At 73.2% G+C, this 18,040-nt stretch carries 18 protein-coding genes; 7 read left to right on the top strand and 11 right to left on the bottom strand.

The features are described from left to right. Nucleotides 1-30: 30 nt before the first annotated feature. Nucleotides 31-1,239, top strand: a complete 1,209-nt coding sequence (locus MRBLML1_RS16265) for a winged helix-turn-helix domain-containing protein (protein WP_364517790.1) — start codon at nucleotides 31-33, stop codon at nucleotides 1,237-1,239. On the opposite strand, the gene MRBLML1_RS16260 is transcribed toward MRBLML1_RS16265, so the two are convergent. Beyond that, a complete protein-coding gene (locus MRBLML1_RS16260; RefSeq protein WP_364517788.1) occupies nucleotides 1,236-1,799 on the bottom strand; it encodes a TetR/AcrR family transcriptional regulator in 564 nt (187 codons plus the stop codon). The genes MRBLML1_RS16265 and MRBLML1_RS16260 overlap by 4 nt on opposite strands. A gap of 83 nt (nucleotides 1,800-1,882) precedes the next feature. Between MRBLML1_RS16260 and MRBLML1_RS16255 the strand changes: the two genes are divergently transcribed. Then, nucleotides 1,883-2,368, top strand: coding sequence for a PPOX class F420-dependent oxidoreductase (locus MRBLML1_RS16255; protein ID WP_364517786.1), 486 nt, complete (start codon nucleotides 1,883-1,885; stop codon nucleotides 2,366-2,368). 78 nt (nucleotides 2,369-2,446) lie between these two features. Here the strand turns inward: MRBLML1_RS16255 and MRBLML1_RS16250 are convergent, their stop codons facing one another. Genes MRBLML1_RS16250 through MRBLML1_RS16205 form a run of 10 tightly spaced genes read right to left on the bottom strand, consistent with a single transcriptional unit; the run spans nucleotide 2,447 to nucleotide 13,970 of the window. After that, entirely contained in the window at nucleotides 2,447-4,051 is a 1,605-nt protein-coding gene (locus MRBLML1_RS16250; protein ID WP_364517784.1) for a succinic semialdehyde dehydrogenase, read from the bottom strand. Beyond that, nucleotides 4,048-5,931 carry an AMP-dependent synthetase/ligase gene (locus MRBLML1_RS16245; RefSeq protein ID WP_364517782.1) on the bottom strand — a complete coding sequence of 628 codons (1,884 nt, stop codon included), beginning with the start codon at nucleotides 5,929-5,931 and terminating at the stop codon, nucleotides 4,048-4,050. Before MRBLML1_RS16245 ends, MRBLML1_RS16250 begins: the two co-directional genes overlap by 4 nt. Before the next feature lie 23 nt (nucleotides 5,932-5,954). After that, nucleotides 5,955-7,082, bottom strand: a complete 1,128-nt coding sequence (locus tag MRBLML1_RS16240) for an MlaD family protein (protein ID WP_364517780.1) — start codon at nucleotides 7,080-7,082, stop codon at nucleotides 5,955-5,957. After that, nucleotides 7,079-8,056 (bottom strand): MlaD family protein, encoded by a 978-nt coding sequence (locus MRBLML1_RS16235; protein ID WP_364517778.1) that lies wholly within the window; start codon nucleotides 8,054-8,056, stop codon nucleotides 7,079-7,081. Before MRBLML1_RS16235 ends, MRBLML1_RS16240 begins: the two co-directional genes overlap by 4 nt. Further along, complete coding sequence (locus tag MRBLML1_RS16230; protein WP_364517776.1) at nucleotides 8,053-9,171, bottom strand: MCE family protein; 1,119 nt, start codon at nucleotides 9,169-9,171, stop codon at nucleotides 8,053-8,055. The genes MRBLML1_RS16235 and MRBLML1_RS16230 overlap by 4 nt, the downstream gene beginning before the upstream one ends. A gap of 11 nt (nucleotides 9,172-9,182) precedes the next feature. Beyond that, entirely contained in the window at nucleotides 9,183-10,154 is a 972-nt protein-coding gene (locus MRBLML1_RS16225; protein WP_364517774.1) for an MCE family protein, read from the bottom strand. Continuing rightward, a complete protein-coding gene (locus MRBLML1_RS16220; RefSeq protein WP_364517772.1) occupies nucleotides 10,154-11,209 on the bottom strand; it encodes an MlaD family protein in 1,056 nt (351 codons plus the stop codon). The genes MRBLML1_RS16225 and MRBLML1_RS16220 overlap by 1 nt, the downstream gene beginning before the upstream one ends. After that, on the bottom strand, nucleotides 11,206-12,318 hold the full coding sequence (locus tag MRBLML1_RS16215) for an MCE family protein (RefSeq protein ID WP_364517769.1): 1,113 nt from the start codon (nucleotides 12,316-12,318) through the stop codon (nucleotides 11,206-11,208). Before MRBLML1_RS16215 ends, MRBLML1_RS16220 begins: the two co-directional genes overlap by 4 nt. 3 nt (nucleotides 12,319-12,321) lie before the next feature. Next, nucleotides 12,322-13,164 (bottom strand): MlaE family ABC transporter permease, encoded by an 843-nt coding sequence (locus MRBLML1_RS16210; protein ID WP_364517767.1) that lies wholly within the window; start codon nucleotides 13,162-13,164, stop codon nucleotides 12,322-12,324. After that, nucleotides 13,161-13,970: an MlaE family ABC transporter permease gene (locus MRBLML1_RS16205; RefSeq protein WP_364517765.1), complete on the bottom strand. Its 810-nt coding sequence runs from the start codon at nucleotides 13,968-13,970 to the stop codon at nucleotides 13,161-13,163. The genes MRBLML1_RS16210 and MRBLML1_RS16205 overlap by 4 nt, the downstream gene beginning before the upstream one ends. Nucleotides 13,971-14,159: 189 nt before the next feature. Between MRBLML1_RS16205 and MRBLML1_RS16200 the strand changes: the two genes are divergently transcribed. The 5 genes from MRBLML1_RS16200 to MRBLML1_RS16180 all read left to right on the top strand — a co-directional run bounded on the left by MRBLML1_RS16200 (nucleotide 14,160) and on the right by MRBLML1_RS16180 (nucleotide 18,037). Beyond that, nucleotides 14,160-14,933, top strand: coding sequence for a MerR family transcriptional regulator (locus tag MRBLML1_RS16200; protein ID WP_364517763.1), 774 nt, complete (start codon nucleotides 14,160-14,162; stop codon nucleotides 14,931-14,933). A gap of 19 nt (nucleotides 14,934-14,952) precedes the next feature. Further along, nucleotides 14,953-15,363, top strand: a complete 411-nt coding sequence (gene ndk / locus MRBLML1_RS16195) for a nucleoside-diphosphate kinase (protein ID WP_364517761.1) — start codon at nucleotides 14,953-14,955, stop codon at nucleotides 15,361-15,363. Nucleotides 15,364-15,465: 102 nt separating this feature from the next. Continuing rightward, nucleotides 15,466-16,110, top strand: a complete 645-nt coding sequence (locus MRBLML1_RS16190; RefSeq protein ID WP_364517759.1) for a hypothetical protein — start codon at nucleotides 15,466-15,468, stop codon at nucleotides 16,108-16,110. Continuing rightward, a complete protein-coding gene (locus MRBLML1_RS16185; RefSeq protein WP_364517757.1) occupies nucleotides 16,107-16,805 on the top strand; it encodes a septum formation family protein in 699 nt (232 codons plus the stop codon). The genes MRBLML1_RS16190 and MRBLML1_RS16185 overlap by 4 nt, the downstream gene beginning before the upstream one ends. A 200-nt stretch (nucleotides 16,806-17,005) precedes the next feature. Next, nucleotides 17,006-18,037: a rod shape-determining protein gene (locus tag MRBLML1_RS16180; RefSeq protein WP_364517755.1), complete on the top strand. Its 1,032-nt coding sequence runs from the start codon at nucleotides 17,006-17,008 to the stop codon at nucleotides 18,035-18,037. Nucleotides 18,038-18,040: the final 3 nt, after the last annotated feature.

Here is an 18,040-nt window from a genome sequence, read left to right as displayed (position 1 = left end):
GCTGTCGGCGGGCGTCCGTAGGCTCGCCGGGTGAGCAGCACGCAGTCCCTGTCGCTCGCCCAGGCGCGACGGGTCGCGCTGGCGGCCCAGGGCTTCCTGGACCCGGCGCACGCCGTCCCGACCCTGCGGACCTTCGACCGCACGCTCGCGCGCACCGGCGTGCTCCAGGTCGACAGCGTCAACGTGCTGCAGCGGGCCCACCTGATGCCGCTCTACTCCCGGATGGGCCCCTACGACGTCGACCTGCTCCGCCGTGCGTCGAGCGGCCGGCAGCGACGGGTGGTGGAGTTCTGGGCGCACGTGCAGGCGTTCATGCCGGTGGAGCTGTGGCCGGTGATGAGGCACCGGATGGACCACTACCGGGCGCGGCGCGGCAAGTGGTCCTTCGTGGCCGAGGACGACGCGCTGGAGGCGGCGCTGCTCGCCGAGATCGCGGAACGCGGAGCGAGCACGGCGCGTGAGCTCGACGACGGGCTGCCGCGCAGCAAGGACCACTGGGGCTGGAACTGGTCGCGCACCCGGCGGGTGCTCGACTACCTCTTCACCGTCGGGGACCTGGCGATCGCCGGGCGCAACAGCCAGTTCGAGATCCGCTACGACCTGCCCGAGCGCGTCCTCCCGGCCCGCTACGTCGACGCGCCCGCCCTCTCCGCGCCCGAGGCCCATGTCGAGCTGGTCCGCCGGGCCGCCCGGTCCCACGGGGTCGCGAGCGCGCAGTGCCTGGCCGACTACTACCGGCTCAAGGTCGGTGAGGCCCGTCCGGCGATCGACGCCCTGGTCGCGGCCGGCGAGCTGGAGCCGGTGAGCGTGCAGGGCTGGAAGCGCCCGGCCTACCTCCACGTCGGGGCGCGGTTGCCGCGCCGGGTGGGGGCCCGGTCCTTGCTGAGCCCGTTCGACCCGGTGGTGTGGGAGCGGGACCGGGCGCTGGCGTTGTTCGACTTCTTCTACCGGATCGAGATCTACGTGCCGGCGGCGCAGCGGGTGCACGGCTACTACGTGCTGCCGTTCCTGCTGGGCGACCGGATCGTGGGCCGGGTGGACCTGAAGGCGGACCGGGCGACCGGGCGGCTGCTGGTGCAGTCGGCGTGGGCGGAGCCGCACGCCCCGGCCGACACCGCGGCCGAGCTGGCGGTCGAGCTGCGCCGGCTCGCGGGCTGGCTCGGGCTGGACGCGATCGAGGTGGCCCCGCGCGGTGACCTGGCGCCGGCGCTGCTGGCCGAGGTCGCGCGCGCGGCCTAGGCGAGCTGGGCCCGGGCGAGCAGCGCGAGCTGGTCGGCCGCGGCGTCGAAGGGTGCGGGGGAGCGGCTGGCGCGCGCCTGGACGAGCGCACCCTCGAACACGCTGATCACCAGGCTGGCGAAGGGGCTGGCGGCCTCGGCGGCCATCCCGGTGGCGGCGAGGACGCCGGCGAGCTCCTCGACCCAGCCGGCGAGGGCGTCGCCCGCCGTACCGACGACCGCGGGGTAGTCCGGGCCGGCGAGGGCGCCGGCCGCGATGGGACATCCGTGGACGTAGCCGTCGGCGTCCAGCGTGTCGCGGGCGGCGTGCATGATCGCGGTGACGACGACCGCCGGGTCGCCCAGGGCGCGCAGGGTGGCGAGGGTGGCGCGCCCGTCGGTGCCGGCCTCGGCGACGGCGGCGGCGACCAGGTCGTCCTTGCCGCGCGGGAAGTGCTGGTAGATCGAGCCGCGGGCGGTGCCGCTCTCCTTGAGCAGCTCGGCCAGCCCGGTCCCGGCGACACCGCGCTCGCGGATCAGGGTGACGGCGGTGGCGAGCAGTCGCTCACGCGGACCGGTCACGGTGACCTCCTCAGGTCGGTGCGCTGGACAGCGGCGGCGTCCATGATGACAATAGACCGATCAGTCTATTGAAAGGCACCACGATGGTCGCGCTTCCCGACACCCTCGCCCGGCGGCTGGTCCGCGCCGCCAAGCGGCCGATGCTGGCCGCCCGCTCCGACGAGGCCTTCGACGTCCTCGACCGCCCGGTGCGTGCCGGCGACTTCTCCGTGCTCGACGGGCACGACCACTGCCTGCTGGTGACCTACCGCAAGGACGGCACGCCCGTGCCGACGCCGGTCTGGTTCGCCCGGCAGGGGGAGCGGATCGTGGTCTGGACCGAGATCGAGGCCTACAAGGCCAAGCGGCTCCGGCGCGACCCGCGGGCCCTCGTCGCCCCCTGCACGGTCACCGGCAAGCCGCTCGGCGACCCGGTCGCGGCGGTCGGCCGGGTGCTGGAGACCGACGCGGAGCGGGCCGCGGCGGCGCGCGCGATCAAGGCGCAGTGGAACCTCGGCCAGCGGATCTTCGAGCGGGCGAGCCGGCCGCTGACCGAGGTGCACTACCTCGCCTTCGAGCCGGCACCCTGAGCGTCGTACCGGACGTTCCTGTCGTCGATCGGTGCGTTTCACGACAAGGATGTCCGGTACGACGGCGGCGGGGAGTTCTCAGCGCACCCGGAGCCGCCGGAGCAGCCGGAGCTGCGCGTTGCCGAGGCCGACGAACTTCTCCAGCGCCATGCCGGACGGTGGGCCGAGCGGGACCAGGCGTTGGGTGGCGACGGTCTGGGACTCGGTGTACTTCCGGATCCCCTCCGCGCCGTGCCGCCGGCCCAGGCCGCTGTCGCCCATCCCGCCCATGCCGGCCTCGATCGAGCCGGCCGCGGCGGCGGCGCCGTCGTTGATGTTGACCGAGCCGGCCCGGATCCGCGAGGCGAGCGCCGCGGCGGCGCCGGTCCGTCGCGACCAGATGCTCGCCGACAGGCCGTAGCGCCCCTCGTTCGCGGCCAGCACGGCCTCCTGCTCGGAGGTCACCCGGTAGAGCGAGACGACCGGCCCGAAGGTCTCCTCCTGGCAGACCGGCATCTGCGGCGTCACGCCCTCCAGGACCGTCGGCTCGTGGACGAGCGGGCCGAGGTCCGGGCGGGCCCGGCCGCCGGCGAGCACGGTGGCGCCGGCCTCGACGGCGGAGGCGACGTGCGCGGTGACGATCTCGAGCTGCGCGGGCGAGGCCAGGGAGCCGACGTCGACGGAGTAGTCGAAGGTCTGGCCCAGGGTGAGCGCCTCGGTGGCGGCGACGAGCGCGGTGCGGAAGGCGTCGTAGACCGCCTCGTGGACGATGACCCGCTCGATGGAGATGCACATCTGCCCGGTGTTGGCGAAGGCCGACGCGACGCAGCCGGCCGCCGCCTTCTCGACGTCGGCGTCGGCGAGCACGAGAAGCGGGTTCTTGCCGCCGAGCTCCAGGGAGGCGGCGATCAGCATCTCCCCGGCCCGGCGCCCGACCGAGCGGCCGGTCGCGGTGGAGCCGGTGAAGCAGATGTGGTCCACACCCGGCCCCGACTCCGGGGAGCCGATCAACGCGTCCCCGACCACCGAGCCCGGACCGACGACCACGTGCCACAGGTCCGTCGGCAGCCCGGCCTCCGCCATCAGCGCCCGTGTCCACAGCAGGGTGAGCGGGGTCTGCGAGTCGGCCTTGCTGACCACGCCGTTGCCCGCGAGCAGCGCGGGGAGCACATCACCCACCGCGAGGTAGAGCGGGTAGTTCCACGGCGAGATCATCCCGATCACGCCCTTGGGCACGCGCACCTCGCGGACCTTCGTCAGACCGGGCATCGCGCCGCGGACCTTGCCGGTGCCGAGGTAGTGCTGCCCGTGCCGCGCGTAGTGCCGGGCGATGGTGGCGACCTGCAGGATCTCCTGCCAGGCGCTGAACCGGGCCTTGCCCATCTCCCACTGGATGAGGTCGATCACCTCGTCCTGGCGCTCGACGAGCAGGTCGTGGAAGCGAAGCACGATCGCCGCGCGGTTCGCCCACGGCAGCTGTGCCCACGGCCGCTGGGCGGCACGGGCGCTGGCGATCGCGTCGGCGACGTCCGCGGCGCTGCTCACCGGGACGGTGGCGGTCGGCAGGCCGTCGTACGGCGCGGTGGCGGTGCTGGTCGCGGTGCCGGCCGGGTCGCGGAAGACCCAGCGGTCCCACTCGGCGAGGCGCTCGTCGTCCACCCAGGCGGGGCGGACCGAGGTGGTCGCGGCGACGGTGGCGGTCACGAGTAGAGCCTCTCCAGGACGTCGGCGTACTTGGCGTGCACGACCCGGCGCTTGAGCTTGAGCGTCGGGGTGAGCTCCTCGGACTCGGCGGTCCACTCGACGGGGAGCAGCTCCCAGGCCTTCACCTGCTCGGGCCGCGAGAGCCGCTCGTTCGCGGCGTCGACGGCCTGCTGTGCCACCGCCAGCATCGCGGGGTGCTGGGCGAGCTCGGCGAGCGAGGTGCCGGCGGGGATGCCGAGCTGGGCGGCCACCAGCGGGGCGATCTCGGCGTCGAGGGTGAGCACCGCGACGACGTACGGCCTGCCCTCGCCGAAGACCAAGGCGTGCCCGACGATCGGGCTCTCCTTCAGGTAGTTCTCGATGTTGGAGGGCGCGATGTTCTTGCCGGAGGAGGTCACGATGATCTCCTTCTTGCGGTCGACCACCTTGAGGAAGCCGTCGGCGTCGAGCTCGCCGATGTCGCCGGTGTGCACCCACCCGTCGGCGTCGATCAGCTCGGCGGTGGCGGACTCCTGCCGGTAGTAGCCCTGCGACGCGACCGGGCCGCGGGCCAGGATCTCGCCGTCCTCGGCCAGCGAGATCTCGATGCCGGGCAGCGCCCGGCCGACCGTGCCGAGCCGGAACTGGTCGGGGCCGCAGGCGGTGACGGCCGCGCAGGTCTCGGTCATCCCGTAGACGTCGTAGATCCGCATGCCGAGGCCGGCGAAGAAGCGCGCCACCTCCAACGGCATCGGGGCAGCGGCCGACGCGGCCCACTCGCAGCGGTCGAGGCCGAGCAGGGCCCGCAGGAAGGCGAGGAGGCCGGCGTCGGCGGCCTGGTAGCGGGCCTCCAGCTCGGGGGAGACCGTGCCGCCGGACTGCAACGCCTCGACGTACTCCAGGCCGATGGCGAGCGCGCCCTCGACCTGGGCCCTCTTCTCCGGGTCGGTCTCCGCGGCGAGCTTGGCGGAGATGCCGGTCTTGATCTTCTCCCACACCCGCGGCACGCCGAAGAAGCGCGTCGGGTGCACCTCGCCGAGCGCGCCCAGCAGGTGTGCGGGGTCGGCGACGAGGTGGATGTGCGCGCCGTTGACCTGCGGGATGTACATCCCCAGCGTGCGCTCGGCGATGTGCGCGAAGGGGAGGTAGGAGATGAAGTCGTTGTGCTGCGTGGGGGCGGCCACCCGCAACGAGCAGGCGCACTCGTAGAGCACCGCGTGGTGGGTCAGCACGACGCCCTTGGGGTTCCCGGTGGTGCCGGAGGTGTAGAGGATCGTCAGCGGGTCGTCCGGCGTGATCTCCGCGGTGCGGGCGTCCAGCGCGGCGGCGTGCTCGGCGCGCCAGGCGGCCCCGGCGGCGAGGAAGGCGTCCCAGGTGGCGAAGCGGTGGTCGCCCGCGGGCGCCTCGGCGTCGAGCAGGACGACCTGGCGGATCGAGCTGCTCTCCTCGAGCGCCTTCGTCCAGCGGGCCAGGTGGTCGGCCGTCTCGAGGACGACGACCGTGGGCTCGGCGTGGCCGGCGACGTACGCGACCTGCTCGGGGGAGAGCGTGTTGTAGACCGACATCGAGACCGCGCCCGCGTGCACGGCACCGAGGTCGGCGACGACGTGCTCGGTCCGGTTGCTCGCCATCAGCGCGACCCGGTCGCCGCGGGCGACGCCGGCGGCCATCAGCGCACCCGCCGCGTCGAGGGCCTGCTCGCACAGGTCGCTCCACGACAGCGTGCGCCAGCCCGGTGCGTAGCCGCCGGACAGGTCGATCCCGACCTTGTCCGAGTACGCCGGACGCTCGCCCTCCGCGGCCACGGTCCGGGCGAAGGCGACCGGCAGCGTCAGGCCGGCGATCTCCGCCTCGATCTCGGCGCGCACGGCCAAGGTGGCGGCCTGGGTGTCGGTGGTCATCGGGGGTTCCTCTCGGGTGGGGGTCATTGCCGGGGGACGTTCGCGGAGCCGCGGCCCTGGGTGCCGGGCGGCGGGTCGGTGCAGCGCACGGTCGTGACCGGCGTGCGCCGGGTGGTGTCCTGGATGTCGCGCTGGACGGAGCGGTCGTAGACGCAGTTCTTGAGGATCCGCGGCACCAGCACCACCCGGCCGCTGCCACCGCGGGTGCTGCCGGCCATCACGTCGGCCTGCGCGGGCGCCCAGTCCAGCCAGTGCTGGAGGCCGCGCAGGTGACGGGCCGCCATCTCGGTCAGCGGTACGCCGGAGCGCAGCATCCGCCGCAGCTCGGGCGAGGCCTGCCGCCACCAGCGCTCCAGCCGGGGCAGCAGGTCGAGCGAGGTCACCACCGTGCGTCGTACCGAGGGTGTCGCCGCGGCCAGCGACCGCGCGATCGCCTCCAGGTCGGCGGACATGCGGCGGATCTCGGGGGAGAGGTCGGCGACCGTGGCGAGCGGGCGCTCCGCGCGCTGCGCGAGCGTGGTGAGGTCGGGCTCGAGCCGGCGCAGCATCGCGAAGGCGGTCTCCATCTCGATGGCGAGCGCCCGCAGGTCGACGTCGCCCTCGCCGGCGCCGAAGATCGCCTGCGTCTCGGTGGCGATCGTGCGGATGTCGCCGATGTCGAGGTGCGCCATCAGGCCCTGCGCGTGGGCGAGCACCTCGGGCACGCTGACCGGCACCGAGGCCGCGGCGACCGGCACGGTGGCGCCGTCGGCGAGGTAGGGCCCGTCGTCGGTGCGCGGCCGGACGTCGAGGTACTGCTCGCCGACGGCCGACAGGTTGCGCACCTCCAGCGCGCTGTCGGTGGGGATCTCCACCCCGGACTCGATCTCGAGGTCGGCGACCGCGCCGACGCCGGGAGCGTCGCTGAGCCGGACGTCGACCACCTCGCCGATCCGCTGGCCGCGGTAGGTCACGACGGAGCCTTCGTGCAGCCCGGCGGCCTGCGGCAGCTCGACGGTGAGGTGGTACGGGTTGCGGAAGAGCGATCCGCCGACGACCGTGTCGGCGACGTACAGCACACCGGCGACCAGGATCACCAGGATCAGCGTCTGGGCCGTGTGGATCCGGCGCCGCCACTGGCGGGCGCTGCTGTGGAGCTCGGCGTCGGTCATCGTCCCCCCGTGTCGCCCAGGGCCTCGGGGTCGAGGAGGAAGGTCAGGTCGAAGTTCGCGAAGTCGCCGGGCGCGGCCCGGTCGCTGCCGTCGGCGAAGGCGATCAGGCCCCGCATCACGCCGTCGATGTCGGCACGTCCGCGCAGCAGCGTGCCGACCACGGGCCGCATGTCCTTCAGCTGCGCCACGAGGTCCTGCCGGACGGCCGTGGTGAGCGGGGTGGCGACGGCGTCGAAACGGCTCAGGGCCTCCATCGCGAGCACCAGGTCCCGGCGCTGGGCGTCGAAGGAGGTCACCAGGTCGGTCAGGTCGGTCAGCGAGCGGGTGACCTCCGGCAGGTCGCCGGCCAGCCGTTTCGTCAGCCGGTCCAGGGCCACCGTCAGACGGTCCACCCGGGGGAAGTCGGCGTTGAGGTCGGTGACGGCGACGTCGAGCCTGGCGAGCAGCCGTCGTACGTCGCCCGCGTTGCCGGTCAGCGCGGTGTTCAGCTGGGTGATGATCGTGGAGATGTCGGTGAAGCTGCCGCCGGTCACCACCGTCGACAGCGACGACAGCAGGTCGGTCACGTCGGGTGCGGAGCCGGTCGCGCCCACCGGCAGCGTGTCGCCGGCCACGAGGGCCTTGCCGGTCGTCCCGGGGAACAGCTGGACGAACGCCGTGCCCATCGGCGAGGTCAGCCGGATCTCCGCACGCGAGCTGGCCCGCAGCCGCACGGAGGTGGACAGCGCGAGGCCGACCTCGGCGACGTACTCGCCCGCCTCGACCGAGGTCACCTGCCCGACCGTGGCGCCCTCGAGCTTCACCGGTGCGTCCACGGGCAGGTTGAGGGCGTCGGCGAACTCCACCGTCACCGCGTACGTCGGCCCGTCCACCAGCGACGGCAGCGGCACGTCCTCCAGGCTCAGCCCGCACCCGGCGGTGGTGAGGCCGAGCGCCAGCAGCACTGCGGCGATCGCGCCGCGCACGCCGGTCACGGGATGCCGCCCGGCAGGCCGTCGTAGAGGCCGTCGAGGAGGGGGTCCAGCACGCCCGTGCCGTCCTGGCTGAAGAGCACGTTGCACATCCGGATGCCGTTCTCGCCCAGGCCGCCCGCGAGGGTCCGGCAGGTGTGGCTGCGGAAGGCCGACGAGAACGGCCCGGCGCTGAACGCGAACTGCACCCGCAGCCGGCCCAGCTCCCAGTCGTAGGCGCGGGAGAAGTTCTCCGCCATCGTCGGCATCACGTCGAAGGCCTCGCCCAGCGAGTCCTGGTGCGTCCGTACGACGTCGACGACGTCCGCCAGGCCGGCGAGGTCGGCGCCCAGGACGTCGCCGTTCTGCTTCAGGAAGTCGGTGGTCAGCCGGGTCAACCGGTCCAGGCTGCCGAGCGTGGCGACCAGCTCCTGGCGCTGCTCGGCGAGCACGCCGGTGGTGTCGGCGGTGGCGGTGGTGAAGTCGCGGATGCTGCGGTCGCGCCGGGACAGCTCGGTGACGAGCCGGACCAGGTTCTTCGACACGGCGGTGAGGTCGGCGTCCTTGGCGTTCACGACGGCCAGCGCGTCGCGGCTCTCCGCCAGCGCCCGCCGCAGGTGGGCGCCGTTGCCCTTCAGCGCGCTCGCGGTGGTCGCGAGCATGTCGCCGAGACCGGCGCCGCCCTTGCCCTTGCCGAGCCCGGCGTCGAGCGCGAGCACCAGGTCGTCGATGGCCTTCGCGATCTCGTCGACGGTGGCGGGGGAGCGGGTGTGCCGGACGTCGATGTGCGCACCGGAGGCCAGGGTCGGGCCGCCGTCCCAGGCCGGCCCGATCTCGACGAACCGGTCCGTGACCAGCGAGCCCTGCAGGATCTCGGCGCCGGCGTCGCGGGGGACCCGGGTGCCGGGCGCCAGGTGCATGACGACCCGCATCGTCGTACCGCGGGGCTGGACCTCGACGATCTCGCCGACCTTGACGCCGAGGTAGGTGACGTCGTTGCCGACGTAGACGCCGGTGGTGTCGGCGAAGTCGGCGCTGACCACGAGGTCGTCGGGGTCCTCGCCGCCGAGCCAGCCGGCGAGACGTACGCCGGACAGGGCCAGCGCGAGCACCAGCACGCCACCCAGGGCACTCAGCACCGTCCGCCGCCTCACCTGCAGTCCTCCGGCGTGATCGAGCAGACGAGGTCGTCGGGGACGATCGCCCACGGCGCGTTGACGCCGAGCCACGGGCCGTCGCCGGTGGCGTTCGTGAAGACCCGCATCGTCGGGCCGGCCAGCGCCATCGTGCGGTCGAGGTCCTTGCGGTGCTGCTGGAGCACCTTCAGCACGGTCCGGAGGTCGCGCAGCGCGGGCGCCAGCTGCGGAGCGCTCTGCCGCACGACGGCGCTCAGGCCGGTCACGAAGCGGTGGGCGTCGCGCAGCAGCACGCGCAGGGTCTCCTTGCGCTGCTGGATCATCAGCATCACCGCGGTGCCGTTGGTCATCACCCGGTCCAGCGCGTCGGTCTGCTGGAGCACCAGCGAGGTGACCGCGCGGGTGGAGGTGAGCAGGTCGTCGATCTGCTGCTCGCGGCCGGTCACCATCGCGGAGACGCCGGCGATCCCGTCCACCGCGTCGCGCAGCGCGTCGGGAGTGACCTTCAGGTCGGTCGCGAGCACGTCCACGGCCTGCTGGATGCGCCGCAGGTCCAGCGACTCCACCTGGGGCGTGGAGTCCAGCCAGAACCGCTCGATGGTGTAGCTGTCGACGGCGTGCTCCACCGCGATCGTGCCGCCGTCGGCGAGCGCGCCGCCCTTGCCCGGAGTGAGCGAGAGGAAGCGCTGGCCGAGGATCGAGAGCAGCTTCACCTCCACTGCGCTGTCGTCGGTGACCCCGAGGTCAGCAGGCGCCTGGTCGAGCGCGAAGGACACGTCGACCTGGTCGCGGTCGGCCTCGACGGCCGTGACCTTGCCGACCTTCAACCCCGCGACCCGTACGTCGTCGCCGGGCTCCAGCCCGGCGGCATGGCGCAGCCGCACGTGGTACTCCGGTGCACCACTCAGGGCGCGCACACCCAGCAGCACCAGCCCGAGCACCACCAACGCCGCGATGATCCGCAGCGGCCAGCCCAGTCGCGTCATCAGCGACACCTCTTCGAGTGCCGGTCGCCGGTGACACCCAGGTCGAGGGTCGTCGGCACGCCCGCGAAGCCCGCGGCCAGCGTGCAGACGTAGACGTTGAGGTAGCTGCCGTAGCCGAGGGTGCGCAGGTAGGTCTCCAGCTGCTGCGGCACCGCGGCTCCGGTGCGGGCGAGCAGGTCGCCGCGGCTCGCGAGGTAGGCGAACCACGGGCGGCTCAGGCGGGCCACGTCGACGAGCGGTCCGCGAGCCTCCTCCACCACGCCGGCCGCCGTCGCGGAGAGCCGGGCGATGCCGTCGAGGCTGGTGGAGATCCGGTCGCGGTCCCGGGCCAGCCCGGCGGTCAGCGAGTCCAGGCCCCGCACCAGGCGGGTGATCTCGGTGCGGTGCGCGTCGGTCGTGCGCAGCACCAGGGTGACGTTGTCGACCACCCGCGCGAGGGTGTCCTCGCGGTCGGTGATGCCGGTGGTGAGGCGTGCGGTCTGCTCCAGCAGGTGCTGGATCGTCGGTCCCTGCCCCTGCAGCACCTGAACGATGTTGGTGGCGAGCTGGTTGATGTCGCCCGGCTGCAGCAGGTCGAAGACCGGCTTGAACGCGTTGAACATCGCCGTCAGGTCCAGCGCCGGCCGGGTCCGGGCCAGCGGGATCCGGGCGCCGTCGCGCAGCCGCTGCGTGTCGCCGGCCGCGTCGGGGCGGCCCAGGGCGACGTACCGCTGGCCCATCAGGTTGAGGTAGTCGATCGTGGCGGTGACGTCGTCGTGGAGCACCTGGTCGGCGCCGACGCTCATCGTGACGACCGCGAGCCCGGTCTCCTCGCCGGTGCCCACCCGGGTGCCGGTGACCCGGCCGACCCGCACCCCGGCCACCCGTACGTCGTCGCCAGCCCGCAGCCCGGTCGCGTCGCGGAACACCGCGGTCACCGTGATCGCGTCGCCGCGCTGGGCACGGGACAGCGTGCCGGCGACCATCGCGGTCAGCACCACGGCCAGCAGCGTGAACAGCGTGACGCCGAGCACCGCGCCCTTGTGGCGGGCGAGCTCGCTGAGCTGACGGCTCATCGACATGCACCCCGCAGCCCCCGGTACGTCGGGCAGTCGGCCGGGTCGGTCGCGTCGTAGGGGTCGAGGAGCTGGGGCGCCAGCACGCCCTCCATCTGGATCTTGCCGTCCTCGACCGCGGCCGCGCCGTTGCGCAGCAGCTGCGGCACCTTGCGCAGCAGCGAGGCGAACGCGGGGTAGCGCTGGGCGAAGACCTCCAGGTTGGCGGCCGTGGCGTTGAGCATCCGCGCGGTGTCGGCTCCGTGGGTGCGCAGGAAGGTGGTCACGCCGTCCTTGCCGTCGAGCAGGCGGCTCACCCCCTGCAGCAGCGTGGTCGTCGCCGTCCGCTGCTGCACCAGCGTGCGGGCCAGCGGACGGGAGTCGCGCAGCGCCGCGACCAGCGCGGGCTCGACGTCGGCCAGCAGGTCGCTGTCCTGGGCGAGCAGGTCCAGGTCGCGTCGTACCTGGGGGTGGAGGGTGGCCCAGCGGCCCAGGAAGGCGTCACCGTCGCGCACCAGCTGGGCCAGCCGCGCGCCGCGGCCGTCGAGGGAGTCGGCGAGCTGGGAGAGCGCGACGTCCCACTGCGCGGGGTCGACCGCGGCGAGCAGCCGCTGGGTCGCGGAGAAGGTGTCCATCAGGCGCAGGGTCGCCCGCGAGGTGTCCGCCGGTACGACGTCGCCGTCGCTCAGGTGCGCACGGGCGGTCGCCGCCACGGGGGTGGTCGTCGAGGAGGCCACCAGGTCGACGTACTCGTTGCCGAAGAGGGTGCCGGGCAGCACCCGGGCCCGGACGGTGGCGGGGATCAGCCCCGCGTGCTCGGGCGCGACCAGCACGGTCGCGGTCGGTCCGTCCCAGCCGGTCTCGGCCTGGCGCGCGACCGGGTCGACCTCGGTCACCCGGCCCACCCGCAGGCCGTTGTACTTCACGTCGGAGTTGATGCCGAGGGTGTCGCCGACGGTGGCGAGCCGCACGGTCACCCGCACGTCGCCGCTCAGCACGCCGAGCGTCTGCAGCGCGAGCACGCCCGCCACCAGCCCGAGCGCGGCGAAGCCCGCCAGGCCGACCAGGGCCAGGCGCAGGCGGAGCGCGGCGCGGCCGGTGCGCGCGTGCGGGAAGAGGTACTCGCTCATCGCCTACCCCGAGATCTGCACCTGCTGGTCCGCGCCCCACAGCAGCAGCGTCAGCAGGATGTCGACGACGGTCAGGGAGATGATGCTGGCCCGGATCGCGCGCCCGGTCGCGCGGCCCACGCCCTCGGGGCCACCGCTGGCCGTGAAGCCGTGGTAGCAGTGGATGAGCGTGACGACGGTGGTCAGGACCACTACCTTGATCGCGGAGTAGAAGACGTCCACCGGGGCGACGAAGGTCCGGAAGTAGTGGTCGTAGGTGCCGGCCGACTGGTTGTAGAAGGTCGTCACCATGAAGTCCGTGGCGACGTACGTCCCGACGAGGCCGATCAGGTAGAGCGGCAGCACCACGACCCAGGCCGCGACCAGGCGGGTGCTGACCAGGTAGGGGATGGGCCGGATCGCCATCGCCTCCAGGGCGTCGATCTCCTCGCTGATCCGCATCGCGCCGATCCTCGAGGTGAACCCGCAGCCGATCCGCGCCGCGAACCCGAGCGCGGCCACCATCGGCGCCAGCTCGCGGGTGTTGGCGTAGCCGGAGATGAAGCCGGTGAGCGGGGCCAGCCCGATCACGTCGAGTCCCTGGTAGCCCTCCAGCCCGACCTCGGTGCCGGTCAGCGTCGAGAGGAGCAGGACGACGCCGACGACGCCGCCGCCGACCAGGAAGATGCCCGAGCCCAGGGTGACCTCGGCGAGCACCCGTGCGATCTCGCCGCGGTAGCGGGTCAGCGCCACCGGCAGCGCCGCGATCGCGCGCCAGGCGAGGACGAGCTGCAGCCCGATGCCGGCCAGCGGGCCGACCACGGCCTTGTCGACGACCTCGACGGGGTCGACCCGTGCGGTGCTCATCCGATCGGCCCGCCCGCGAAGGTGCTGTAGACCTGCGAGATCACGAAGTTCGCGGCGAAGAGCATCACGAAGTTGGTGACGACCGCGCTGGTGACCGCCTCGCCGACGCCGGTCGGGCCGCGGCTCGCGCCCAGGCCCTTGTACGACGCGACGATCGCGCAGATCACCGCGAAGATCGCGGCCTTCGCCAGCGACAGCCACAGGTCGGAGATCTGGGCCAGCGTGGTGACCGAGGCGAGGTAGCTGCCCGGTGGCAGGTCCTGGATCACCACGCTGATCGAGAGCGTGGTGAGGATGGTGAAGAACATGACGACCCCGTTGAGGAGCACGGCCACCGCGACGATCGCGAACATCCGGGGCACGACGAGCCGCTCCATCACCGACAGGCCCATCACCTCCATCGCGTCGATCTCCTCGCGGATCCGGCGCGAGCCGAGGTCGGCGCAGATCGCCGAGCCCGCCACCCCGCTCAGCATGAGCGCGGTGATCAGCGGCGAGGCCTGCCGTACGACGGCCAGGGTGTTGCCCGCGCCGGTGAACGCCACCGCGCCCACCTCCTGGGCCAGCACCCCGACCTGGAGCGCCAGGATGATGCCGAAGGGCACCGAGACCGCGAGGGCGGGCAGCGTGCAGACGCGGATCGCGTACCAGGTCTGCACGACGGTCTCTGCCAGGGGGAAGCGCCGACCGGTGATCGTGCTGAGCACGGCGCCGAGGACCCGGCGGGTGAAGCGGAGCAGCGCGAACAGCTCGGCCAGCGGCTTGCCGAGCGCGACGAGGGCGCGCGGCGGGCTGGTGGCCGACATGGTGCTCCTGGTCGCTCGTCGGGATTCTCGCTGAGAATGACAGTAGAACTGTCACACCCGAACTGTCCCTGCTCGTGTGACCTACGTCAACCCCGATCGTTGAAGATCCCGAAACCCGCTCAGGTGCGCCTGATCGGGCGCTGCGCGTCTGCGTTGCGGGAATTGTTTGACAGTCGTACTGTGACAGTCATGAGTGCAGCAGCGGGGTTCCAGCCCGGCGGAGAGCCCGACGAGGGAGGCGCGCTGCGCACCGTCGACGAGCTCGCCGCGGCCGCGGGCCTGACCGTCCGGACGACCCGCTACTACGCCAGCCTCGGCCTGCTCCCGCCGCCCGCGCGCCGCGGCCGGATGGCCTGGTACGACGACAACCACCTAGCGCGTCTGGAGATGATCCGCGCGCTGCAGGACCACGGCTTCACCCTCCAGGCGATCGAGAAGTACCTCGCCTCCCTGCCCGCCGACGCCGGGGTCGAGGACCTCGCCGTCCAGCGCGCGATGCTCACCTCCTGGACGGTGGGGGAGCCCGTCGAGCTCACCCGCCGCCAGCTCGACCAGCACGCGGGCCGCAGGCTGACCGACGACGAGGTCGCGCTGATCGAGGAGTTCGGCCTGCTCCGCCGGGTCGCCGACGAGCGCGGCGTCACCCGGTTCGTGCCGGTCCACGGCTTCGACGTCGCCGTCGAGCTGCTCCAGGTCGACATCCCGGTCGCCGGCATGCGCGCCGCCGGCGAGGCGATCGAGAAGCACATGTCGGCCCTCGCCGAGGAGCTCACCTCCGTCCTCCACCACGAGGTCGTCGAGCCCTGGCGCCGCGAGCGCAGCCACTCCCAGCACTCCCGCGAGGACGCCGCCCAGCTGGAGAACACCATCGGCACCCTGCGCCGGCTCACCCTGGAGGCGATCGTGCGCGGCTTCCAGCGCTCGGCCAACAAGGTGATCACCCGTTCGCTCGACCGCGGCTGAGCCCGCTAGGGTCACGCACGTGACCCAACGCACTCTCGTCCTCCTCAAGCCCGATGCCGTACGGCGCGGCCTGGTCGGCAACGTGCTCGCCCGCTTCGAGGCCAAGGGCCTGGGCATCGTCGCCCTGGAGCAGCGCCACATCGACGCCGCGCAGGCCGACGCCCACTACGCCGAGCACGTGGAGCGGGACTTCTACCCGCCGCTGCGCGACTTCGTGACCAGCGGCCCGCTCGTCGCGGCGGTCCTCGAGGGTGACGAGGCGATCGAGGTCGTCCGTGCGCTGAACGGCGCCACCGACGGCCGCAAGGCCGCTCCGGGCACCATCCGCGGCGACCTGTCGCTGTCGAACCGGGAGAACCTGGTGCACGGCTCGGACTCCCCGGAGTCGGCGGAGCGCGAGATCGCGCTCTGGTTCCCCGGGCTCGCCTGACAAGAAAGTCACGGCGTTCCTGACCCGAATCGCCTAGGATCCCCGCGGAGCAGCCGGGCACCCCGCCCGCCCGCTCGACTCGGCGAGCGGCTGGGGGGCCTCGTGAGCACGAACCCGTACTTCCCGACGAGCGCGCACGCGTACCCGCACCCGTACCCACCGCCGCCCCGTCCGCCCTACGACGGCAGGTCGGTGACCGCGCTGGTGCTGCTCGGCACCGTCGTCGCCGCGCCGGTGTCGGTCGTGCTCGGCATCCTCGGCATCCGCGCCACGACCGGGGGCCGGCGCCGCGGCCGCTGGTGCGCGGTGCTCGCGATCGTCGGGGGACTGCTCGTCGTGAGCCTGCTGGCCGGCGGCCTGCTGCTGCGCGGACCGCTGCTGCGGCTCAGCGACCCGCTCGACGGCGTGGCGACCGGCGACTGCGTCGACGTCCAGCTGCTCGACGACCAGGACTACGAGTCGCGGGTCGCGGGCCGTCCGTGCACCGAGCCGCACGACGCCGAGGTCGTCTTCCGCGGTCGCCTCGACGGCGTCCAGGCGTCGTTGTTCTTCCAGGACTCGGCAGCCGAGCTGTGCTACCAGGTGATGTCGGAGGGCTATCGCGACGAGATGGCGACCGGGCGCTACTCGGTGGGCGTGCTCCTGGTCGGTGAGCCGTGGGTGGCCGAGGACGGCGACGAGTTCGTGTGCCTGGCCGGCGACGCGGGCGGCGACCCGCTGCGCGCTGCGATCGGGGTGTCGGCGTGAACGCCGGTCCGCCGGTCGGTGGCCACCGGCCGCCGCCGGTCGGCTCGGCCACGGCGGGCTGGGCCCTGGGCCTGGCGCTGGTGGGCTGCCTGCTCGTCGGCAACATCGTCTCGACGGTCCTCGCGCTGCGGGTCCTCGCCCACCGCCGGCGGACGGGCGAGGACAACAACCACGGCTTGGCGATCGCGGCCCTCGCGGTCAACGCCGTGACGGTCGGCGTCCTGGCGCTCGTGGCCTACGCCGCGGTGGTCTTCGACGGCGTCGGGGACCCCGGCCCCTCCGCCGCGGCGCACGACGCGCTGCGGCGCGTCAACGGGGACCGCACGGTCGTCGCCAGCCTGATGGAGATGGGGTTCGACGACGACTGCCTCGCCCTGTCGGGCGGGAGCGACGAGGAGCAGCTGACCCGCGTCGTCCCCTGCGACGAGCCCCACGACTGGGAGGCCTACGAGCGGGAGTGGGTCGAGGACGCCGAGTTCCCGGGCGAGAAGGTCCTGGAGCGCCGTGGCAAGGCGTTGTGCCAGGGCAAGGCGTTCGAGCGGTTCGTCGGGCTCCCGCTGCGCAGGTCCGGGCTGGGGGTCGTCTGGGTGGCACCCACGGCCGAGGAGTGGGAGTACAGCGACCGACTGCTGATCTGCCTCGTCACCGACCCGGCCGGGCCCCGGAGCGAGAGCCTGCTGCTCTCCAAGCGCTGAGCCCGCGCCACGCCGTACCGGCGTGGCTCCCCGGCAGACCGCGCCCCGGTGCCTACCCTCGCAAGCGGAGACAGTCGGTCCGTGCGCCCGGCCGTCGCCCCCGGCGCACGTACGGCACCACGGACGGACGGCGGCTTCCCCAGACGCGCACGAGGGCTTGGCCGACCTCGGCCGAGCCCGGCGACGTCTTGCGAGGAAGCGTGAGGGCGAACTCCATCATCGGCCGGGACATGGCCGTCGATCTCGGCACCGCCAACACCCTCGTCTACGTCCGCCGTCGCGGCGTGCTGCTGGACGAGCCGAGTGTCGTGGCGCTCAACGACAGCACCGGCGAGGTCATCGCCGTGGGGCACCAGGCCAAGCAGATGCTGGGACGCACCCCCGACAACATCACCGCCCTGCGCCCGCTGCGCGACGGGGTGATCGCCGACTTCGAGGCGACCGAGCAGATGCTGCGGCACTTCATCGCCCGCGTGCACCGTCGGCGCTACTTCGCCAAGCCCCGCATGGTCATCTGCGTGCCGAGCTCGATCACGCCGGTCGAGCAGCGCGCGGTCAAGGAGGCGGGCTACCAGGCCGGCGCCCGGCGGGTGTACGTCGTGGAGGAGCCCATGGCCGCCGCCATCGGTGCCGGGCTGCCGGTCCACGAGGCCACCGGCAACATGATCGTCGACGTGGGCGGCGGCACCACCGAGGTGGCCGTGATCTCCCTCGGCGGCATCGTCACCTCGCTCTCCATCCGCACCGCCGGCGACGACCTGGACGCCGCGATCATCGCGTGGATGAAGAAGGAGCACGGCGTGATGCTCGGCGAGCGCACCGCCGAGGACGTCAAGATCACCCTGGGCTCGGCCTTCCCGCGCCCCGGCGAGCCCGAGGGCGAGGTCCGCGGCCGCGACATGGTCACCGGCCTGCCGCGCACGGTGCAGGTGAGCAGCGCCGACGTACGCCACGCGCTGGAGGAGCCGCTGCACGCCATCGTCGACGCGGTCCGGGTGACCCTCGACCAGACCCCGCCCGAGCTGGCCGGCGACATCATGGACCGCGGCATCGTGCTCACCGGCGGGGGAGCGCTGCTGCGCGGCCTCGACGAGCGGATCCGCCACGAGACCGGCATGCCGGTGCACGTCGCCGAGGACCCGCTGGTCTCCGTCGCGATGGGCGCAGGCCGGTGCGTCGAGGAGTTCGAGGCGCTCCAGCAGGTCCTCGTCACCAACCCGCGGCGGTTCTGAGGA

The sequence above is a fragment of the Nocardioides sp. LML1-1-1.1 genome (assembly GCF_040676175.1).
In the GTDB taxonomy this organism is placed as follows: Bacteria; Actinomycetota; Actinomycetes; order Propionibacteriales; family Nocardioidaceae; genus Nocardioides.
This window is presented reverse-complemented; position numbering and strand designations above follow the sequence as displayed.